General features: G+C 62.8%; 20 protein-coding genes. 11 read left to right on the top strand and 9 right to left on the bottom strand.

The features are described from left to right. Window positions 1–81: 81 nt before the first annotated feature. From HX855_RS27725 to HX855_RS27700, 6 genes are all read right to left on the bottom strand, one after another. Window positions 82–1,500, bottom strand: coding sequence for an FAD/NAD(P)-binding protein (locus HX855_RS27725; RefSeq protein ID WP_177085768.1), 1,419 nt, complete (start codon window positions 1,498–1,500; stop codon window positions 82–84). Window positions 1,501–1,600: 100 nt separating this feature from the next. Beyond that, window positions 1,601–2,188 (bottom strand): AMP-binding protein, encoded by a 588-nt coding sequence (locus HX855_RS27720; protein WP_177085766.1) that lies wholly within the window; start codon window positions 2,186–2,188, stop codon window positions 1,601–1,603. 183 nt (window positions 2,189–2,371) lie between these two features. Further along, a complete protein-coding gene (locus tag HX855_RS27715; RefSeq protein WP_177085764.1) occupies window positions 2,372–3,751 on the bottom strand; it encodes an LLM class flavin-dependent oxidoreductase in 1,380 nt (459 codons plus the stop codon). Then, entirely contained in the window at window positions 3,751–4,077 is a 327-nt protein-coding gene (locus tag HX855_RS27710) for an acyl-CoA dehydrogenase (protein ID WP_177085762.1), read from the bottom strand. The genes HX855_RS27715 and HX855_RS27710 overlap by 1 nt, the downstream gene beginning before the upstream one ends. 12 nt (window positions 4,078–4,089) lie before the next feature. Beyond that, complete coding sequence (locus tag HX855_RS27705; protein ID WP_177085760.1) at window positions 4,090–5,286, bottom strand: SfnB family sulfur acquisition oxidoreductase; 1,197 nt, start codon at window positions 5,284–5,286, stop codon at window positions 4,090–4,092. Between the two features lie 154 nt (window positions 5,287–5,440). Next, window positions 5,441–6,004, bottom strand: a complete 564-nt coding sequence (locus HX855_RS27700; RefSeq protein ID WP_177085758.1) for a helix-turn-helix domain-containing protein — start codon at window positions 6,002–6,004, stop codon at window positions 5,441–5,443. A gap of 92 nt (window positions 6,005–6,096) precedes the next feature. On the opposite strand from HX855_RS27700, the gene HX855_RS27695 reads away from it, so the two are divergent. The 10 genes from HX855_RS27695 (at window position 6,097) to HX855_RS27650 (ending at window position 15,718) form a co-directional block, all read left to right on the top strand. Beyond that, window positions 6,097–7,017, top strand: a complete 921-nt coding sequence (locus tag HX855_RS27695) for a DMT family transporter (protein ID WP_177085756.1) — start codon at window positions 6,097–6,099, stop codon at window positions 7,015–7,017. 138 nt (window positions 7,018–7,155) lie between these two features. Next, window positions 7,156–10,077 (top strand): monovalent cation/H+ antiporter subunit A, encoded by a 2,922-nt coding sequence (locus HX855_RS27690; protein ID WP_177085754.1) that lies wholly within the window; start codon window positions 7,156–7,158, stop codon window positions 10,075–10,077. Further along, window positions 10,077–10,421, top strand: a complete 345-nt coding sequence (locus HX855_RS27685; RefSeq protein WP_003192163.1) for a Na+/H+ antiporter subunit C — start codon at window positions 10,077–10,079, stop codon at window positions 10,419–10,421. The genes HX855_RS27690 and HX855_RS27685 overlap by 1 nt, the downstream gene beginning before the upstream one ends. After that, window positions 10,418–12,100 carry a monovalent cation/H+ antiporter subunit D gene (locus HX855_RS27680; protein ID WP_177085752.1) on the top strand — a complete coding sequence of 561 codons (1,683 nt, stop codon included), beginning with the start codon at window positions 10,418–10,420 and terminating at the stop codon, window positions 12,098–12,100. Before HX855_RS27685 ends, HX855_RS27680 begins: the two co-directional genes overlap by 4 nt. Then, window positions 12,097–12,585: a Na+/H+ antiporter subunit E gene (locus HX855_RS27675; RefSeq protein ID WP_177085750.1), complete on the top strand. Its 489-nt coding sequence runs from the start codon at window positions 12,097–12,099 to the stop codon at window positions 12,583–12,585. The genes HX855_RS27680 and HX855_RS27675 overlap by 4 nt, the downstream gene beginning before the upstream one ends. Then, window positions 12,582–12,860: a K+/H+ antiporter subunit F gene (locus HX855_RS27670; RefSeq protein WP_003211751.1), complete on the top strand. Its 279-nt coding sequence runs from the start codon at window positions 12,582–12,584 to the stop codon at window positions 12,858–12,860. The genes HX855_RS27675 and HX855_RS27670 overlap by 4 nt, the downstream gene beginning before the upstream one ends. Continuing rightward, window positions 12,857–13,225, top strand: coding sequence for a Na+/H+ antiporter subunit G (locus tag HX855_RS27665; protein ID WP_177085748.1), 369 nt, complete (start codon window positions 12,857–12,859; stop codon window positions 13,223–13,225). Before HX855_RS27670 ends, HX855_RS27665 begins: the two co-directional genes overlap by 4 nt. Before the next feature lie 106 nt (window positions 13,226–13,331). Further along, window positions 13,332–14,261 (top strand): alpha/beta hydrolase, encoded by a 930-nt coding sequence (locus tag HX855_RS27660; RefSeq protein WP_177085746.1) that lies wholly within the window; start codon window positions 13,332–13,334, stop codon window positions 14,259–14,261. A gap of 85 nt (window positions 14,262–14,346) precedes the next feature. Continuing rightward, window positions 14,347–15,099 (top strand): 3-oxoacyl-ACP reductase family protein, encoded by a 753-nt coding sequence (locus tag HX855_RS27655; RefSeq protein WP_177085744.1) that lies wholly within the window; start codon window positions 14,347–14,349, stop codon window positions 15,097–15,099. A 31-nt stretch (window positions 15,100–15,130) separates the two neighbouring features. Beyond that, window positions 15,131–15,718, top strand: a complete 588-nt coding sequence (locus HX855_RS27650) for a TetR/AcrR family transcriptional regulator (protein ID WP_177085742.1) — start codon at window positions 15,131–15,133, stop codon at window positions 15,716–15,718. Between the two features lie 8 nt (window positions 15,719–15,726). Here HX855_RS27650 and lepB read toward each other — a convergent pair whose 3' ends face one another. After that, window positions 15,727–16,395 carry a signal peptidase I gene (gene lepB, locus HX855_RS27645; protein WP_177085740.1) on the bottom strand — a complete coding sequence of 223 codons (669 nt, stop codon included), beginning with the start codon at window positions 16,393–16,395 and terminating at the stop codon, window positions 15,727–15,729. A gap of 161 nt (window positions 16,396–16,556) precedes the next feature. Here lepB and HX855_RS27640 point away from each other — a divergent pair, with 161 nt between their 5' ends. Next, window positions 16,557–17,108 (top strand): dihydrofolate reductase family protein, encoded by a 552-nt coding sequence (locus tag HX855_RS27640; protein ID WP_177085738.1) that lies wholly within the window; start codon window positions 16,557–16,559, stop codon window positions 17,106–17,108. A gap of 299 nt (window positions 17,109–17,407) precedes the next feature. On the opposite strand, the gene cysS is transcribed toward HX855_RS27640, so the two are convergent. Further along, complete coding sequence (cysS, locus tag HX855_RS27635) at window positions 17,408–18,796, bottom strand: cysteine--tRNA ligase (protein ID WP_010166983.1); 1,389 nt, start codon at window positions 18,794–18,796, stop codon at window positions 17,408–17,410. 19 nt (window positions 18,797–18,815) lie between these two features. After that, complete coding sequence (locus HX855_RS27630; RefSeq protein ID WP_177085736.1) at window positions 18,816–20,516, bottom strand: glutamine--tRNA ligase/YqeY domain fusion protein; 1,701 nt, start codon at window positions 20,514–20,516, stop codon at window positions 18,816–18,818. Window positions 20,517–20,625 lie beyond the last annotated feature (109 nt).

The raw sequence follows: 20,625 nt of genomic DNA, 5'->3' as shown, positions 1-20,625 counted from the left end.
GAGCGCTGCGCACTCCAACGGGGGACAAGCCCCCTCGCCACAGGACAAGCCCCCTCACCACAGCAAGCCCGCTCCCAGATTTTAGAGGTGTGCCAACCTGGCGGCCAACGCCTTGGCCTGAATCGCCACATCCGTGACCGCCGTACTTTCCCACCACATCCCACGCAACGGCGGGCCCATCGCAAACAGCCGCTGGCTGACATTCCCTTCAGCATCCAGCACCGCCCCCGCCCCATCCGCCGCAATCCCCAACGCCAACGGCCCGGGCTGGATCAGCCCGCGCTTGAGCAACTGCCGGGGTAACGGCCGGGCCACGCGCCGCCAGTCGTATTCAATCCCGCTGGAGTTGATCAGCGCCGCCCCCGACACCTGTACCACGGCCTGCTCGCCACGATGACGCAGGCGAATCGTCACCTCACCGTCTGAAGGTACCAACCCCTTGTACGACGCCGCCTGAATCCGCAGGCGCCCTTCCCCGTGCAACCGCGCCACCAGCTCGGCACTCAAGGGCGGTGAGCGGTGGTGATGGCTTTCCCACCAGGGCCGAACATGCCGCACGAACTGACGTTTCTCGCCCTCGCTGGCCTGGCTCCACAACCGCCCGATGTGGGCCCGCACCGTGTCCAGCGGCGCTTGCCAGTCGATCCCCTGCGCCAGCGCGAGCCGGCATTGACGCCGCACTTCCCGCAGCAATTGCCGGGGGCTGCGCAGGCCAGGGTCTTCACCCAGAAAATCGACCCAGGCCGGTGGTTGCCGGCGCACATGGGGCAACAGGCCGTGGCGCGAAAAAATCTCGATGGGCCCGCGGTGGCCGGCCTGTTCCAGGGACACCACGGCGTCCACCATGGTCAGCCCGGAACCGATGATCAGCACGGTGGCGTGCGGGTCCAGTTGGGTCATGGCCTGCACATCCCACGGGTCGACTGCGGCGGCATTCAAGCCGCTGGACTCGGTTTGTGGCGTGCGTGCCGCCGGAAACATGCCGGTGGCCAACACCGCAAAGGCACCGCGCAGTTGCTGGCCATCACTCAGGGTGAGGAGCGTGGCGTGCTCATCCACTTCAAGGTCTACCACTTCGGCGCGGACGTGCTCGACAGTCGAGGCCGACAGCGCCTTGGCCTCGGCCAGCCGTTGCTGCGCGTACAGGCCAAACATCCCCCGGGGCGGAAACAGTTCGCTGATGGGCACGTGTTGCTGGTCCGACTCCGGCCAACCACCGCCGGCGATGTAGGCGGTCAGCCATTGGGTCAGGTCATCGGCGTTGTCCGGGTCGACGCTCATGCGGGCGGCGTTGCCGTTCAAGGTGTGGCCCAACTCCACCGCGCTGTAGGCTTCGCCGCGCCCCAGTTCCTGGCGCGGCTCGATCACCAGGATCTGCCGCGTGCCCGGCAGGCGCAGCAGTTGCACCGCCAGCATCGTGCCGCTCAGGCCGCCGCCGACGATCAGCACATCAGCGTTGCGAATGGCGCTCGTCGCCTGTCCGCGTTCGGTTTCACTCATGACATTGCGCCCTTACTGTGTGCCTGAATAAATGTCGTAAACATCGCCCCGTGCAGTATCCAGCACTTCGACCCGGGGCGCATAGTTCGGCCCGAATAGCTCAGCCCGACTGCGGGAAGCCCAGGCTCTGGCCGCTGTTCAGCCATTGCGCCAGCACCGCCGCCAGGCCGCCTTGCCAGTGGGTGCTCTCCTCGCTCCACAGTTCGGTTTTGCCGGAAGGCTGCCACCAGCGGCACAGCCGCTGTGAGAGGTCCACTGGGCCGACCCGCTGCACCGTCGCCATCGGCGGGAGCCCATGGACGTACACGTGGGTAGGTCGAATACGCCACACCTGTTGCTGCAAGGCAGCGGGCGCCAGGTCATCGGCCAGGGTCAGGATCTGCCCGCCGATGGACTGGGCGGCCAGGGCCAGCAGCAACAAGTTCGGCTCAAACGCACCGCTGAGGGCCAGTCTCGACGCCGCGGTAAAGCCCTGCTGACGCAAGCCATCGGCCAGGCGCTCGACGTCGCGCAGGGCGTCAATCCAGCGCCAGGCGTACCACTGCCCGTCGTGCTTGTGGCGCAGGGCATTGTGCAGCGGGGTCACCTGCGCCCAGTGGTGCAACTGCGCCAAGGCCTGGGGCAACACCGTGACCCGTTCGGCGGGCCATTCCACTTCCAGCGGTAATTCAAGTTCACGCACGCTCATAGGGTGTTCCTCCTATTGGTGAAACAAGCATGCGGTGGTCCGCTGGCCGAAGTCGTTGGCTTGATGAAGATCACCTGTGGGAGCTGGCTTGCCTGCGATAGCGGAGTGTCAGCCAACACAGATGCAAGCTGACTCACCGCTATCGCAGGCAAGCCAGCTCCCACATTGATGCGGTTTCTCCAGTCAGATCGCTGTGGCTTTAAGGTCGCGATAGCTGGCACCCGGGTGATTGTCCGGCAAACGTGCGCCTTCCCCGAACAATTTCTCGCGCAGCGTGCCCTTGGCATATTCGGTCTTGTACACCCCGCGTTTCTGCAGCTCCGGTACCAACAACTCCACCGCGTCGATAAAGGTCTCGTGGGTCAGTGCATAGGCCAGGTTGAAGCCATCCACATCGGTCTCTTCCACCCATTCCTGCAACAGGTCGGCCACGGTTTCCGGGCCGCCGACGAACAACGGCCCGAAGCCGCCAATGCCGACCCAGTCGGCCAGCTCGTTCGGGGTCCAGACTTTGTTCGGGTCGGCGGTGGAGAACGCTTCCACCGCCGATTGAATGGCGTTGGTGTGCACATGCTTGAGGGGCTCGTCGGGCTTGAACTGGCTGAAGTCGATACCGGTCCAGCCGGAGATCAGGGCCATCGCGCCTTCGTAGCTGACGTAGGATTTGTATTCGTCGAACTTGGCCTTGGCCTTGGCGTCGGTCTCGCCCACGATCACGGTCTGCAAGTTGAAGATCAGGATTTTCTTCGGATCACGCCCAGCTTCTGCTGCACGCCGGCGGATATCGGCGACGGTTTTCTTCAGCAGCACTTTCGACGGTGCGGCGACGAATACGCACTCGGCCTGCTCGGCGGCGAACTGTTTGCCCCGGCTGGAGGCGCCGGCCTGGTACAGCACGGGCGTGCGTTGTGGCGAAGGCTCGCAGAGGTGAATGCCAGGCACCTGGAAGTGTTTGCCGACGTGGCGGATCTCGTGGATTTTGCTCGGGTCACTGAAGATCCGTCGCTCACGGTCGCGCAACACGGCGCCCTCTTCCCAACTGCCTTCCCAGAGTTTGTAGCACACCTCCAGGTACTCCTCGGCGTAGTCGTAGCGCGCGTCGTGTTCGGTCTGGGCTTTCTGGCCGAGGTTCTTCGCGCCGCTTTCCAGGTACGAGGTGACAATGTTCCAGCCCACGCGCCCCTTGGTCAGGTGATCGAGGGTGGACAGGCGCCGGGCGAATGGGTACGGGTGTTCGAAGGACAGCGAGGCCGTCAGGCCAAAACCCAGGTGCTCGGTGACCAGTGCCATGGGTGCGATCAGCGACAGGGGGTCGTTGACCGGCACTTGGGTGGCCTGGCGAATCGCCGCGTCGCCGTTGCCGTTGTACACGTCGTAGATACCCAGTACGTCGGCGATAAACAGGCCGTCGAACTTGCCGCGCTCAAGGATTTTCGCCAGGTCGGTCCAGTATTCCAGGTCCTTGTACTGCCACGAGCGATCACGCGGGTGGGCCCACAGGCCGGGTGACTGGTGGCCAACGCAGTTCATGTCGAAGGCGTTCAAGCGGATTTCACGGGACATCAAAGCACTCCGTTGAGGTGGTAGTTGCCGACAATCTGATATTTCCAGCGCAACGGGTCATCGAGGGTCGGTGGCAATGCGGTGCGTTGGCCGGTGAGTTCGAATTCGGCATTGCTCGCGGCGATGAGGGCTTCGGCCGCCGCGATCTGCGCTTCGGTAAGCGCCACCGGACTTGGGTGGGTTTCGGCCCGCTCAAACAAGGCGGCCGCAACGTCCACGCGAATCTGCAGATCACCGAAGCGACTGATCACGTAGGGGTCATCACTTTTATCGACAAAACGCCGGGTGCTTTCCAGCAGTTGGCGCGCCTGATTCAGTGCGATCATGGATGCTGCTCCTCAGTTCCAGGCATGGCGTGCGGGCTTGACGCCGTTGAGTACAAAATTGCCGATCAGGTGGTATTTCCAGCGGGCCGGGTCATGCAGGGTGTGGGTGCGCGCGTTGCGCCAGAAGCGGTCGAGGTTGTGCTTGCCGGACACCGAGCGGGTGCCGGCCAATTCGAAAAGTTTGCTGCTGGCGAGCAGCGCGGTTTCCGCCGACAGCACTTTGGCTTGGGCCACGACGAAGGAGGCGTTGGCCACCGTGTCTTCATTGGGGTTGGCCAGGGCCTGGTCGACGGCAATACCGGCCTTGGCGAGGATCGCTTCGGTGCCGTGCACCCGCCATTCCAGATCGCCGATGGCGGCGATGGTGAACGGGTCTTGCCAACCGTGATCCTGCTGGCTGTCGATCCAGGGCCGGGCCTGGCGCGCGAAGATTTTGGCCTGATCCAGGGCACCAAGGGCTATGCCGGTGTCGACGGCCGCCTGGATGATTTGCGAAATCGGGCCGTTGGCAGTGGGTTGATCGAAGGCTTGGTGGGCAGGGATCACCGCACTCAGGGGCACCTTCACGCCGTCGAGGGTCACGCCGCCGCTGGCGGTGGTGCGTTGGCCGAAGCCGTCCCAGCTGTCGATCACTTGCAGGCCGGGAGCATCCCGTTCGACAAAGGCGATGAAGGCCTGGTCTTTTTCGTTGACCCCCACTGCCGGCACGATATGGGCGAACAGCGCGCCGGTGCAGTAGAACTTCTCGCCGTTGATGTACGCGCTGTCGCCGTCAAAGCGAACCTGGGTGTCAAACGTGCCGGCGTTTTTGCTCTTGGCTTCGGAGAAGGCATTGCCAAAACGGTAGCCCTGCAAGACCTTGGCGAAGTAATGCTGCTTTTGTTCCTCGCTGGCGGTTTGCAGGAGGATGTCCACCACGCCCAGGTGGTTTTGCGGAATTTGCCCCAGGGACGGGTCGGCGGCGGAGATCAGCTTGATCACCTCGGCCACCGTCACATAGGACACCCCGGCGCCGCCGTAGGCCTTGGGAATGGTGATGCCCCACAGGCCGCTGGCAGAGAATTCGTCGAGCTCGGCCACCGGCAGGCGCCGCTCGCGGTCACGCACACCCGCTTCCACGGCAAAACGCTTGGCCAGTTCGGTGGCAACGGCGATGGCCTCGGCGTCCGAGCGGATGATGTGGGCAGGGTGTTGGGGTTGGGCTGACATGGGCCGACTCCAGGCTCCAGAGAGATACTGGAGTAATTGCAGGAGTCGTGCCTGAATCCAATGATCAATAAAATCAGTGGGTTGCCGGCCGTTCAGGCGTGCAGTGGGCGGTTCAAAACAGCAAAGTGTCCAACCACTGTTGCGCTGCCAACAGTTAGATCACCACGTTGCGCACAAAGCGCACCGCCACGTCGCCGTCATTGCGATAGGCGTGAAGCTGGCGGCTGGCGAACATCAGGAACTCACCGGTGGCGACGTGTTTTTCCTCGCCATCCAGCACCAGCGTCAGCACGCCTTCGAACACAAACAGCTGCACGCTCCAGCCCTCGGGGTCTGGCTCGGGCAGGTAGCGGTCACCGGGCTCCAGGCGCATCTCCCACAGTTCAACCTCGCGGCGAGCGGTAGCCTTGGCCAGCAGCACGGCCTTGCTGCCGAGGATTTCACCGGCCCAGGCCAGTTCGTTGATACGGCTGTGGTCACCGGCGTCCGGGGCCTGGATCAGGTCGCTGAAGGCCACGCCCAGGGCCTCGGCTACCCGGTCGAGGGTCGACAGGCTGACGTTCTTCTCCCCCGCCTCGATCGCCACCAGCATGCGCCGGCTCACGCCGGACTTTTCGGACAGCGCCGTCTGGCTCAACTCGGCTGCATGGCGCAGGCGTCGAACGTTCTGGCTGACGTGTTGCAGGACCGAAGCCCGTTGCGGATTTTCTTTGTGCACTATATTGCTCACAGGGTGGGGTTGCGCAGTATACTGCCCAGCTTGCGGCGCATTGTGCGGTCCGCGCCCCTCCTGTGCAAGACCGAGCCGCCATGACCACCTCCCCGTTGTTTTCCCGTTTCAGCAAAGCCGAATGTGTATTAGTGGTGATCACCATGATTTGGGGCGGCACCTTTTTACTGGTGCAGCACGCCATGGCCGTCAGCGGCCCGATGTTTTTTGTGGGCCTGCGGTTTGCGGCGGCGGCGGTCATCGTCGGCGCGTTTTCATTGCGCAGCCTGCGGGGCCTGACCCTGTTTGAATTGAAAGCCGGGTGCTTTATCGGTGTGGCGATCATGTTTGGCTACGGTCTGCAGACCATCGGCTTGCAGACGATCCTGAGCAGCCAGTCGGCGTTTATTACCGCCCTGTATGTGCCGTTCGTGCCGCTGCTGCAATGGCTGGTGCTGGGACGGCGCCCGGGGTTGATGCCCAGTATCGGCATCATGCTGGCGTTTACCGGGCTCATGCTGCTGACCGGCCCGGCCGGTGCCTCACTGAATTTCAGCCCCGGTGAAATCGCCACGTTGATCGGTGCGATTGCGATTGCGGCCGAGATCATCCTGATCAGCGCGTTTGCCGGGCAGGTGGATGTGCGCCGGGTGACGGTGGTGCAACTGGCGACGGCGTCGGTGCTGTCGTTCCTGATGGTGGTGCCGATGGGCGAGACGTTGCCGGGGTTTTCCTGGTTGCTGCTGTTCAGTGCGGTGGGCCTGGGGCTCACCAGCGCGGTGATTCAGGTGGCGATGAACTGGGCGCAGAAAAGCGTCTCGCCAACGCGGGCCACGCTGATTTATGCCGGTGAGCCGGTGTGGGCCGGTGTGGTCGGGCGGATTGCCGGGGAACGCTTCCCGCCGATTGCCATGGTGGGGGCGGTGTTGATTGTGGCGGCGGTGATTGTCAGTGAGATGAAGACCCGGGGGCAGAAGGCGCTTGAGGCGCGGGAGGCGTTGGAACAGGAAACCCAAGGCTAGGGTTTACTGACGAGCCACTGAAACAATGCCAAACGGCCTTTTTCAGCCTACCTTGTAGGATCCTGCCACATCTTGCCGTTTGGTGATCAAGAATCCGGCACGTATGATGCATCCCAAACTCCCGCAGATTAGAAGCCTATGTCCCTGATAGTTCTACTGCTTCTGCCTTTTATCGGCAGCTGTCTCGCGGCCTTGCTGCCGCACAACGCACGCAACACAGAGTCCCTGTTGGCCGGCCTTGTCGCCCTGGTGGGGACGGTTCAAGTCGCCCTGCTCTACCCCCAGATCGCCCACGGTGGCGTGATACGTGAAGAATTCATGTGGTTGCCCAGCCTCGGGCTGAACTTCGTATTGCGCATGGACGGTTTTGCCTGGTTGTTCTCGATGCTGGTGCTGGGCATCGGGACCCTGGTGGCGCTGTACGCCCGTTATTACATGTCGCCGGAAGACCCGGTGCCGCGCTTCTTCGCGTTTTTCCTGGCCTTTATGGGCGCCATGCTGGGCCTGGTGATCTCCGGCAACCTGATCCAGATCGTGTTTTTCTGGGAGCTCACCAGCCTGTTCTCCTTCCTGTTGATCGGCTATTGGCACCACCGCGCCGATGCCCGGCGTGGCGCCTATATGGCGCTGATGGTCACCGGCGCAGGCGGTTTGTGCCTGCTGGCCGGGGTGATGCTGCTCGGGCATATCGTCGGCAGCTACGACCTGGACCAGGTCCTGGCGGCCGGTGATCAGATCCGTGCCCACTCGCTGTACCCGATCATGCTCGCCCTGGTGCTGATCGGCGCCCTGAGCAAAAGCGCGCAATTCCCCTTCCACTTCTGGCTGCCTCACGCCATGGCGGCACCCACGCCGGTCTCGGCCTACCTGCATTCGGCGACGATGGTGAAGGCCGGCGTGTTCCTGCTGGCCCGCCTGTGGCCGTCGCTGTCCGGCAGCGAAGAGTGGTTCTGGATTGTCGGCGGTGCCGGCGCCATTACCCTGCTGCTCGGCGCTTATTGCGCCATGTTCCAGAACGATCTCAAGGGCCTGCTGGCCTACTCCACCATCAGCCACCTCGGGCTGATCACCTTGTTGCTGGGCCTCAACAGCCCGCTGGCCGCCGTCGCGGCGGTGTTCCATATCCTCAACCACGCCACCTTCAAGGCCTCGCTGTTCATGGCGGCGGGGATCATCGACCACGAAAGCGGCACCCGTGATATCCGCAAGCTCAGCGGCCTGGTGAAGCTGATTCCGTTTACCGCCACCCTGGCGATGGTCGCCAGTGCGTCCATGGCCGGCGTGCCGCTGCTCAATGGCTTCCTGTCCAAGGAAATGTTCTTCGCCGAGACCGTGTTCATCTCCTCTACCGCCTGGGTCGAAATCGCCCTGCCGGTGATCGCGACCATCGCCGGTACCTTCAGCGTGGCCTATGCCCTTCGGTTTACCGTGGACGTGTTCTTCGGCCCCACCGCGACCAACCTGCCCCACACCCCGCACGAGCCGCCACGCTGGATGCGTGCACCGGTGGAGTTGCTGGTGTTTACCTGCCTGCTGGTGGGGATTTTCCCGGCCCAGGTGGTCGGTTCGATCCTCGCGGCAGCGGCCCTGCCGGTGGTCGGCGGCGTATTGCCGGAATACAGCCTCGCCATCTGGCACGGCTGGAACGCGCCGATGATCATGAGCCTGGTGGCCATGTCCGGTGGCGTGGTGCTCTACCTGCTGCTGCGCAAGCAACTCAAGCTGGGCCGCTTCAAATACCCGCCGATCATCAGCTACTTCAACGGCAAGCGCGGGTTCGAGCGCACGCTGGTGGTGATGATGCGCGGGGTGCGCAAGATCGAAAAACGCATCAGCACCAAGCGCCTGCAAACCCAACTGTTCCTGCTGGTGCTGGCGGCGGTGATCGCCGGGTTGATCCCGATGCTCAACAGCGGCATCACCTGGGGCGACCGGCCGAAGATCCCGGGGTCCATCGTGTTCGTCACCCTGTGGCTGCTGGCGATTGCCTGTGCCCTGGGCGCCGCCTGGCAAGCCAAGTACCACCGGCTGGCGGCCCTGACCATGGTCAGCGTGTGTGGCATGGTGACGTGCGTGACCTTCGTCTGGTTCTCCGCGCCGGACCTGGCGCTGACCCAACTGGTGGTCGAAGTGGTCACCACCGTGCTGATCCTGCTGGGCCTGCGCTGGCTGCCGCGACGGATCGAAGAAGTCTCGCCACTGCCCAGCTCGCTGCGCAAGGCACGCATCCGCCGCCTGCGGGACTTCCTGTTGTCCACCGTTGTGGGGGGCGGCATGGCACTGCTCTCCTACGCGATGCTGACCCGCCAGACGCCCAACGATATCTCCTCGTTCTACCTCAGCCGCGCCTTGCCCGAAGGCGGCGGGAGCAATGTGGTGAACGTGATGCTGGTGGACTTCCGGGGCTTCGACACCCTGGGTGAAATCACCGTGCTCGGCGCCGTGGCGTTGACCGTCTACGCCCTGCTGCGCCGCTTCCGCCCGTCCAAAGAGAGCATGGAACTGCCCGCGCAACAGCGCCAGTTGGCGCCCGATGTGGCCACCGACCTGGTCAACCCACGCCAGGCCAGCGACACCGCCCTGGGCTTTATGATGGTGCCGGCGGTGCTGGTGCGCCTGCTGCTGCCGATTGCCCTGGTGGTGTCGTTCTACCTGTTCATGCGCGGCCACAACCAACCGGGCGGCGGTTTTGTTGCCGGGCTGGTGATGTCGGTGGCGTTCATCCTGCAATACATGGTCGCCGGCACCCAGTGGGTCGAGGCGCAGATGAGCCTGCGGCCGATGCGCTGGATGGGCTTCGGCTTGCTGTCCGCAACGCTGACCGGGCTGGGTGCCCTGCTCGCCGGCTACCCGTTCCTGACCACCCACACCTGGCACTTCAGCCTGCCGGTGCTGGGGGACATCCATATCGCCAGCGCGCTGTTCTTCGACGTCGGCGTGTACGCCATGGTGGTCGGCTCGACCTTGCTGATGCTCACCGCCCTGGGCCACCAATCGGTGCGTGCCCATAAACCCAGCAACCAGGCGAAAGCCGTTGCGAGCCAAGGAGGAGCCGCCTGATGGAAGAAGTCATCGCAATTGCCATTGGGGTCCTGGCGGCCTCCGGCGTCTGGCTGATCCTGCGGCCACGAACCTTCCAGGTGGTGATGGGCCTGTGCCTGCTGTCCTACGGGGTCAACCTGTTCATCTTCAGCATGGGCAGCCTGTTTATCGGCAAGGAACCGATCATCAAGGACGGCGTGCCGCAAGACCTGCTCAACTACACCGACCCGCTGCCCCAGGCCCTGGTGCTGACAGCGATCGTGATCAGCTTCGCCATGACCGCGTTGTTCCTGGTGGTGCTGCTGGCGTCCCGGGGCCTGACCGGCACTGACCATGTGGACGGCCGGGAGCCCAAGGAATGACCTGGATGAATCAACTGATCATCGCGCCGATCCTGCTGCCGTTGCTGACCGCCGCGCTGATGCTGATGCTCGGCGAGAAACACCGCCCGCTCAAGGCCCGGATCAACCTGTTCTCCAGCATGGTGGGCCTGGGCATCGCCGTGTTGTTGCTGTACTGGACGCAAAAAGGCGGCCCCGGCTCCATCGGCGTGTACCTGCCGGGCAACTGGCAAGTGCCGTTCGGCATCGTGCTGGTGGTGGACCAACTGTCGGCCATGATGCTGGTGCTCACCGGGATCATCGGCGTCAGCGCCCTGCTGTTCGCCATGGCGCGCTGGGACCGTGCCGGCACCAGTTTCCATGCGCTGTTCCAGATTCAGTTGATGGGCCTGTATGGCGCCTTCCTGACCGCCGACCTGTTCAACCTGTTCGTGTTTTTCGAGGTGCTGCTGGCGGCGTCCTACGGCCTGATGCTGCATGGCTCCGGCCGGGCGCGGGTGTCGTCGGGGCTGCATTACATCTCGATCAACCTGCTGGCCTCGTCGCTGTTCCTGATTGGCGCAGCGTTGGTCTACGGTGTCACCGGCACCCTGAACTTTGCCGACCTGGCGCTGAAAATCCCCCTGGTGCCGGAAGCCGATCGCGGCCTGTTGCACGCCGGTGCGGGCATCCTTGCCGTCGCGTTCCTGGCCAAGGCCGGCATGTGGCCGCTGAACTTCTGGCTGGCGCCCGCCTACTCCTCGGCCAGTGCGCCGGTAGCGGCGATGTTTGCGATCATGACCAAGGTCGGCGTGTACACCGTGCTGCGCCTGTGGACACTGCTGTTCTCCGGGCAGGCCGGCGCCTCGGCGCTGTTCGGTGGCGATTGGCTGATCTACGGCGGCATGGCCACCATCGTCTGTGCCGCGCTGGCAATGATCGCCGCGCAGCGCCTGGAACGCATGGCCAGCCTGAGCATTCTGGTGTCGGCCGGGATCCTGCTGTCGGCGGTGGGGTTTGCCCAGCCGAGCCTGACCGCCGGGGCGCTGTTTTATCTGGTCAGTTCCACCCTGACGTTGAGCGCGCTGTTCCTGCTGGCCGAGTTGATCGAACGTTCGCGCTCGGCCAACGACGTGCCCCTGGACGATGAAATCGAAGCCCTGCCCAGGGCCATGGAATCCCTGCACCCACCGCCCGGCACCAACCTCGATGACGAACAGAAAGCCGTGGTCGGCCAGGTGATTCCCTGGACCGTCGCCTTCCTCGGCCTGAGCTTTATCGCCTGCGCCCTGCTGATCATCGGCATGCCGCCGCTGTCCGGGTTTATCGGCAAGCTCAGCCTGCTCAGCGCCTTGATCAACCCAATGGGCCTGGGCAATGCCATCGACGAGCCGGTGCGCCCGGCGGCGTGGGGTTTGGTGGCGCTGTTGATCTTCTCCGGCCTGGCCTCGCTGATCGCGTTTGCCCGCCTGGGTATCCAGCGTTTCTGGACCCCGGAAGAACGCCCGTCGCCGCTGCTGCGCCGCTTTGAATGCGTGCCGATCTTCTTCCTGCTGGGCCTGAGCATCGCCCTGACCTTCAAGGCCGAACCGCTGATGCGCTACACCCAGGCCGCCGCCGAAAGCCTGAACAACCCGGAACACTACGTGATGGCGGTCATGGCGACGCGCCCGGTGCCAAGCCCTGAAGCCAAGGCCGCCGCGCTGGAGGTACAGCCATGAAACGCCTGTTCCCTGCCCCGTGGCTGTCATTGGCGTTGTGGTTGTTGTGGCTGGTGCTGAACCTGTCCGTCAGCCCCGGCAACCTGCTGCTCGGCGCGATCCTCGGTGTTGCGGCACCGCTGATGATGGCGCCGCTGCGCCCGCTGCCGATCCGCATCCGCCGCCCGGGTGTGATCATCCGCCTGTTCTTCCTGGTGGGCCGCGACGTGATCGTCTCCAACCTCGCCGTGGCCTGGGGCATCCTGGTTTGCGGCTCGCGGCCACCGCGCTCGCGCTTTATCAAAATCCCCCTGGACCTGCGAGACGCCAACGGCCTGGCCGTGCTGTCGATGATCACCAGCGTGACGCCCGGCACCGTGTGGTCGGAACTGGCCCTGGACCGCAGCATCCTGCTGATCCACGTGTTCGACCTGGATGACGAAGCGCAGTTTATCGAGCATTTCAAACACGCCTACGAACGGCCCCTGATGGAGATCTTCGAATGAGCGCCCTGCTCTCCAATGCGATCCTGTTCAGCCTGTTCCTGTTCTCCCTGGCCATGGTGCTGACGCTGGTTCGCCTGTTCAAAGGCCCGTCGGCCCAGGACCGGGTTCTGGCCCTGGATTACCTGTACATCCTGGCGATGCTGATGATGCTGGTGCTGGGCATTCGGTATGCCAGTGACACCTATTTTGAAGCGGCGCTGCTGATCGCGCTGTTTGGCTTTGTGGGGTCGTTTGCCCTGGCGAAATTCCTGCTGCGTGGGGAGGTGATCGAATGATCAATATGGACGTTTTGCCGCTGTGGGTTGAAGTGATCGTCGCCGTATTGCTGGTGACGAGCAGCGTGTTTGCGCTGATCGGAGCGATCGGCTTGTTGCGGATGAAGGACTTCTTCCAACGCATGCACCCACCTGCACTGGCCTCGACCCTGGGCGCCTGGTGTGTGGCGCTGGCGTCGATTGTGTACTTCTCGGTGCTCAAGTCCGGGCCGGTGTTGCACGGTTGGTTGATTCCGATCCTGCTGTCGATCACGGTGCCGGTGACCACGTTGCTGCTGGCCAGGACTGCGTTGTTCCGCAAGCGCATGGCCGGGGATGATGTGCCGGCCGAGGTGAGCAGTCGCCGGACTGACAGCGGCAGCTGATCCCGGCAGGCGCCTCAGTGGTGAAATTCGTTCGCCAATGGAACCCATAAACTGGAGCCTCAATCGCTAATCCCGGTAGCGGGATCACTGTATGAGGTTCCTCCCCATGGCATTCACTTCCCTTGTCCAGGCCCGTCTCGACGCCTGGGTTGCATCCGCCGCTGACTTCGGGCCGTTTCTCGCCGGCCAGCCAACCACCCTGACCCTCGATGACCAGCGCAAGGCGTACGAGCAGGTGCTGTGCGCCCATCCGATTCCCGCCAGGGTCAGTGTTCATGAGGTGGATATGGGCGGTGTGCCGGGCATGCTGGTGGTGCCGGATGCGCTCAAGGGCGATCGGGTGCTGCTGTACATCCACGGCGGAGGTTATGTGGGCGGCAGCCCGCGGGGCTATCTGGGCCTTGCCGGCCACTTTGCCAAACTGTTGGGGGCAAAGGTCTACCTGCCCGATTACCGCCTGGCGCCCGAGCATCCGTTTCCGGTGCCCATCGATGACACCTTGCAGGCCTATCGCTGGTTGCTCGAGCAGGGTAACGATCCCCGGTCCATCGTGTTCTCGGGCGACTCGGCCGGCGGCGCGATGGTGGTGTCGGTGATGGTCAAGGCCCGCAACGCAGGCTTGCCTCTGCCCGCCGGGGGCGCCGCTTTATCGCCGTGGGCCAACCTGGAACACACCGGCGCGTCCATCGACAACCGTGACGGCCTGGACCCCCAAGCCTCCCGCGCAGGGCTGACGCTGCTGGCGAAGGCGTTTCTCCAGCGTGCACTGCCGAATGATCCCGATGCGTCGCCGGTGTTTGCGGATGTCCGGGGGCTGCCGCCGATCCTGGTGCAGATCGGCGAGAACGAAGTGATGCTCAGCGATGCCATGCGCCTGGCCACCCACCTGGGGGAAAACCGGGTGCGGGTGTCGCTGGAGGTTTGGCCCGGGATGTTCCATGTCTGGCATCTGTTTGCGGCGATTTTGCCCGAGGCCATGCAGGCGCTGGAGAATGCGGCGTTGTTTCTCGAGCAGGCGCTGGGCGTTAAAGATTAATTAATCTAAAAAGAACTTGGCGTGCCTCGTCGAGCCTGATACGTTTTAGTGGATTATTTAATCCACTAAAAACAGGCCACGCTCAATGACAGCTCACACTCCCCGTTTCAGCAGCAAAGTAGCCCTGGTCACCGGCGGTTCCCGCGGTATCGGTGAAGCCATCGTCCGCCGTCTGGCTGCCGAAGGTGCCGCGGTTGCGTTCACCTATTCCTCCTCTGCCGACAAGGCCCATGCACTGGTCAGCCAGATTGAAAACGAGGGCGGCAAAGCCCTGGCAATTCAGGCCGACAGCGCGGATGCCGCCGCCATAGAACATGCAGTGTCCGCCACCGTCGAGCGCTTCGGTGCCGTGAATATACTGGTCAACAACGCCGGGATCCTTATGCTCGGGACCGTCGACACCTTCAGCCTGGAAGACTTCGACCGGATGTTTGCGGTGAATGTACGGGCCACGTTTGCGGCGGCCAAAGCCTGCTCGCCAGTGATGCAAGCGGGTGACCGGATCATCACCGTCGGCAGCGTGGTCGCCCAGCGTTCGGGCTTTCCGGGCTCCAGTGTGTACAGCATGACGAAGTCGGCGATCGCCGGTATGATCCGCGGCCTGGCGATTGATTTCGCCCCGCGCGGCATCACGGTCAACAACGTGCAACCGGGCCCGACCGGCACCGACATGAACCCGGCAGACGGGCCCCATGCGGGCATGATCAAAAGCCTGATCCCCTTGGGCCGCGTAGGCACCGCCGACGAGATTGCCGGTATGGTTGCTTATCTGGCGTCCGAAGAAGCGGCGTTTGTCACCGGCGCAAGCCTGACCATCGACGGTGGTTACCTGGCCTGAGCCTTCACCTGCAATTTTCCACGAGGTAACCATGGCAAGACCCAGAGCATTCGACCGCGACCAGGTGCTGCGCGAGGCCATTCGGGTTTTCTGCGACAAGGGTTTTGCCGCGGCCTCCACGGAAGAACTGATGCAGGCCATGGGCTTGAGTCGCCAGAGCATGTACAACACCTTCGGCGACAAACGCCAGTTGTACCTGTTGGCGATGGCCGAGTATCAGCGCACCGGCGTCGACGACCTGATCGAGCGCCTGAACCAGGGCCCGACGCCGCTGCAAGGGCTGCAAGGCACCTTGCAATCCTTCGCCACCCGCGCCCTGCGCGAAGGGACCGCGGGGTGCATGGGCGTCAACGCCATCTGCGAGTTCGGCCTGGCCGACGATGAAATCAATCAACTCACCGCCCACAGCAGCGAACGCCTGCACAACGCATTCGAACAGACCCTGGGGCAGGCCCGTGAACAGGGCGAATTGGCCGCCGACACCGACCTGTCGGGGGCGTGTGATTTTCTGATGGCCACCCTCAGTGGCATGAAGGTCGCCAGCAAGGCCGGCGCAACGGTTGAACAACTGGAGCGCATTGCCGGGTTTGCACTGCGGGCGCTGCGGGCGAAAGGCTGATCAACCCCCTACAGGATCGGCGCGCCAAACCGGCCCAATCGTGGCATCCAGTGATCCAGGATCTGCGCGGACGCCAGGATATGGTGGGCGTGACCGATCAACAGCCGACGCGGCACAAAGCCGATATAGCGGGAGTCATCGCTGTTGTCGCGGTTGTCACCCAACATGAAGTAACTGTCGGCCGGCACCGTCACTGGGCCGAAGTCGCGTAACGCCCGTACTGTCGGCATGAACTGCACCGTGCGCTGACTGTTGTTCGCCTGCTCGGTCACTTTGATCCCCGGGATCGTTTGGCCAGGTGCGATGGGCTCGATGATGTCCTGGCCATTGCTGTAGGTGGCCGGCGTGCCGTTGACCCAGAGCACTTCATCTTTCATTTCCAGGGTATCGCCAGGAATGCCGACGATACGCTTGATCAAACGGATGCCGTCCTTGGGTGAGGAGAACGTCACCACATCGCCCCGCCGGGGGTTATCCAGCTTGGCCAGAGAAATATCGGTGAGGGGCAGCTTGAGGTCGTACGCCACGCGATTGACCAGCACCACATCGCCCTCCAGCAACGTGGGGCGCATGGAGCCGGACGGGATCGGGTTCCAGTCGGCCAGGGACGTACGGAACACGCCGAAGCACAGCCAGAAAATGATTGCGTAACGGTAGCGGATTAACCAACGGCGCATACATCCTCGCATTACAAAAAAGGGCATCGGCACAGGCCGGGCAGCCCGTGGTTATTTTTGGCAATGGTCGCTTATTACACCGGAAGATTAAATTAACATTAGCGTTGCCGGACAATGGCAGCCGTTGTTTTCAAGCACACAGAAAAGGAGTGTCGCCCCCCATGGATAGCAAATGCTCGGTCTTTATTGCAGCCAGCGTCGACGGTTTTATTGCCCGGCCAGACGGTGATATTGAGTGGCTTCATCGGCCAGAGTACGAAGGGGCCGAATTGAACGGCGTGACTTATGAAGCGTTCATCGCCACGGTGGATGCGCTGGTGATGGGACGCAAGACCCTGGAAAAAGTGTTGTCCTTTCCTGAGTGGCCCTATGAGGGCACGCCGGTCATCGCGCTCTCGCATCAAACGGTTGAGCTACCTGCGGATTTGAAAGGCAAGGTTGAGGTCGTGAGCCAGGATCTGACCCGCCTCGTGGCCGAGTTAGCCGAGCGCGGGATGAAACACCTGTACATCGACGGAGGCCAGACGATCCAGGCGTTTCTTGAGGCGGGCTTGATCAACGAGCTGATCATCACGCGTATCCCGGTTGTGCTGGGCCAGGGGATTCCCTTGTTCAGCCAGGTGGGTAGCGAACATGCGCTTCGGCATATCGCCACGTATGCGTCGGAGAATGGGTTTGTTCAAAGCCGGTATGAGGTCAGTGGCAAGCGCTGATGGTAGAAGCAACGGCAAACACGGTCGAAATGTGGGAGCGGGCTTGCTCGCGAAGGTCGTTAACGGTAACGCCTGTTTCCTGGATGAACGCGGTGGCCCTTTGATCGTTCCCACGCTCCGCGTGGGAATGCATACCGTGACGCTCCGCGTCACCCTCGAGCGTGGCCCCAACCTCGCGTTAACGGCGGGACGCAGAGCGTCCCAGGCGGCATTCCCACGCAGAGCGTGGGAACGATCGATATACGCCAAAAAAAAACGCCCCGAACCAGTCGGGGCGTTTTTCATTCAGCAATCACCGATCAAGCCTGATCAGCCAACCGCCACGTCGTCCCACCCTTCCCGTCTTCCAACACCACACCCATCGCGGTCAGTTGGTCACGGATACGGTCAGACTCCGCCCAGTCCTTGTTGGCCCGGGCAGTCAAGCGTGCCTGGATCAGCGCATCCACTTCAGCCGCATCCACACGCCCTTCAGCGCCCGCTTGCAGGAAGTCATCGGCCTCCATCTGCAACACGCCCAGCACGCTCGCCAGCTCTTTCAAACGTGCCGCAAGCCCTGCCGCCGCGTCGAGATCGCTCTCGCGCAGGCGGTTGATCTCGCGCACCATTTCAAACAGCACGGCGCAGGCTTCCGGTGTACCGAAGTCGTCGTTCATCACTTCGGTAAACCGTGCGACAAACGCTTCGCCGCCCGCAGGTGCCACGGCTGGCAGGCCTTTCAGCGCGTGGTAGAAACGCTCCAGGGCGCCCTTGGCGTCCTTGAGGTTGTCTTCCGAGTAGTTGATCGCGCTGCGGTAGTGGCTCGACACCAACAGGTAGCGCACCACTTCCGGGTGGTATTTCTCCAGCACGTCGCGAATGGTGAAGAAGTTGTTCAAGGACTTGGACATCTTCTCGCCATTGATGCGAATCATGCCGCAGTGCATCCACGCGTTGGCGTAGGTCTTGCCGGTGGCCGCTTCGCTTTGGGCGATTTCGTTTTCGTGGTGCGGGAACTCAAGGTCGCTGCCGCCGCCATGAATGTCGAAGGTCTCGCCCAGGCAGCAGGTGGACATCACCGAGCATTCGATGTGCCAGCCCGGACGCCCGGCGCCCCACGGCGACTCCCAGCTCGGCTCGCCCGGCTTGGTGCCTTTCCACAGCACGAAGTCCAGCGGGTCTTGCTTGGCTTCGTCGACTTCGATCCGCGCACCGATGCGCAGGTCTTCGATTTTCTTGCGCGACAGCTTGCCGTAGCCCATGAACTTGGCGACGCGGTAGTACACGTCGCCATTGCCCGGGGCATAGGCGTAACCCTTGTCGATCAGGGTCTGGATCATTGCGTGCATGCCCGGGATATGGTCCGTGGCACGCGGCTCCATGTCCGGCTTGAGGATGTTGAGGCGGGCCTCGTCCTCGTGCATCGCAGCAATCATGCGCTCGGTCAGCGCGTCGAACGACTCGCCGTTTTCGTTGGCGCGATTGATGATCTTGTCGTCGATGTCGGTGATGTTGCGCACGTAGGTCAGGTCATAACCACTGAAGCGCAACCAGCGGGTCACCAGGTCGAAGGCAACCATGCTGCGGCCGTGGCCGATGTGGCAGTAGTCGTACACGGTCATGCCGCACACGTACATGCGCACCTTGTTGCCATCCAGCGGCTTGAAGACTTCTTTGGTCTTGCTGAGTGTGTTGTAGATCGTTAGCACGATGAATCCTTAAGACTGATCACTGGCCCCACGAATCACGCAAGGTCACGGTACGGTTGAATACCGGAGCACCTGGTTTCGAGTCCTTGATATCCGCGCAGAAGTAACCTTCGCGCTCGAACTGGAAACGGTCTTCCGGCTGTGCGTCGCCAAGCGATGGCTCGGCACGACAACCAGTGAGTACTTGCAGGGAGTCAGGGTTGATGTTGTCCAGGAAACTGGCGCTGTCTTCGGCCTTCTCGGGGTTCGGCGAGCGGAACAGGCGATCGTACAGGCGCACTTCGCATTCGATGCTGGCCGCTGCCGGCACCCAGTGCACCACGCCTTTGACCTTGCGACCTTCCGGGTTCTTGCCCAGGGTGTCCGGGTCGTAGGAGCAACGCAGTTCGACGATGTTGCCATCGGCGTCCTTGATCGCTTCGTCGGCACGGATCACGTAGCTGCCGCGCAGGCGCACTTCGCCGTTCGGCTCCAGGCGCTTGTAGCCTTTTGGCGGCTCTTCCATGAAGTCATCGCGGTCGATGTAGATTTCACGGGCGAACGGCAGCTTGCGCACGCCGAGTTCTTCTTTCTGCGGATGACGCGGCAGCTCGAGGTTCTCGACCTGGTCTTGCGGATAATTGGTGATCACGACTTTCAACGGACGCAGCACGCACATGGCGCGCGGCGCGTTCGCGTCGAGGTCCTGACGGATGCTGAATTCGAGCATGCCGAAATCCACCACGCCGTCGGAACGGTTGGTGCCGACCATGTCGCAGAAGTTGCGGATCGACGCCGGGGTGTAGCCGCGACGGCGGAAACCCGACAGTGTCGACATGCGCGGGTCGTCCCAGCCAAACACGTGCTTCTCATCCACCAGTTGCTTGAGCTTGCGCTTGCTGGTGATGGTGTAGTTCAGGTTCAGGCGGCTGAATTCGTACTGACGCGGGTGCGCCGGTACCGGCAGGCTGTCGAGGAACCATTCGTACAGCGGACGGTGGCTTTCGAACTCCAGGGTGCAGATGGAGTGGGTGATGCCTTCGATGGCGTCCGACTGGCCGTGGGTGAAGTCGTAGTTCGGGTAGATACACCACGTGTCACCGGTCTGGTGGTGGTGGGCGTGGCGGATGCGGTACATGATCGGGTCGCGCAGGTTCATGTTCGGCGAGGCCATGTCGATCTTGGCCCGCAGTACACGGGCGCCGTCCGGGAACTCACCGGCGCGCATGCGGTTGAACCAGTCCAGGTTCTCTTCCACCGAACGGTCACGGAACGGGCTGTTCTTGCCCGGCTCGGTCAGGGTGCCACGGTATTCCTTGGCCTGTTCCGGGCTCAGGTCGTCGACGTAGGCCTTGCCGGCCTTGATCAATTCCACCGCCCAGTCGAACAACTGGTCGAAATACTTGGAGGCATAGCGCACTTCACCGGACCACTCGAAGCCCAGCCACTTGATGTCGCTTTCAATGGCGTCGATGTATTCCTGGTCTTCCTTGGCCGGGTTGGTGTCGTCGAAACGCAGGTGCGTGACGCCACCGAATTCCTGGGCCAGGCCGAAGTTCACACAGATCGACTTGGCGTGGCCGATGTGCAGGTAACCGTTGGGCTCAGGCGGGAAACGGGTGACGATCTGCGTGTGCTTGCCCGAATCCAGGTCCGCCTGGATGATCGGGCGCAGGAAATTGACCGGGACGGCAGGTCCGGCCTTGGAATTCGAGGTAGGGTCGACAGTGGGCTTGCTCATAGGATCCTTGAACAGACGGAAGTACTGGGCCAGGTTAGGCCGATAAAACAAAGCGCTTATCATAGCTGATGCTTTCAAGGCGCTGACAGCGTTCAGGTGCATTTAACGC

The organism is Pseudomonas sp. IPO3778 (genome assembly GCF_013386825.1).
GTDB lineage: Bacteria > Pseudomonadota > Gammaproteobacteria > Pseudomonadales > Pseudomonadaceae > Aquipseudomonas.
The sequence above is the reverse complement of the archived record's forward strand: the minus strand, read 5'-3'. Positions and strand labels throughout refer to the sequence as shown.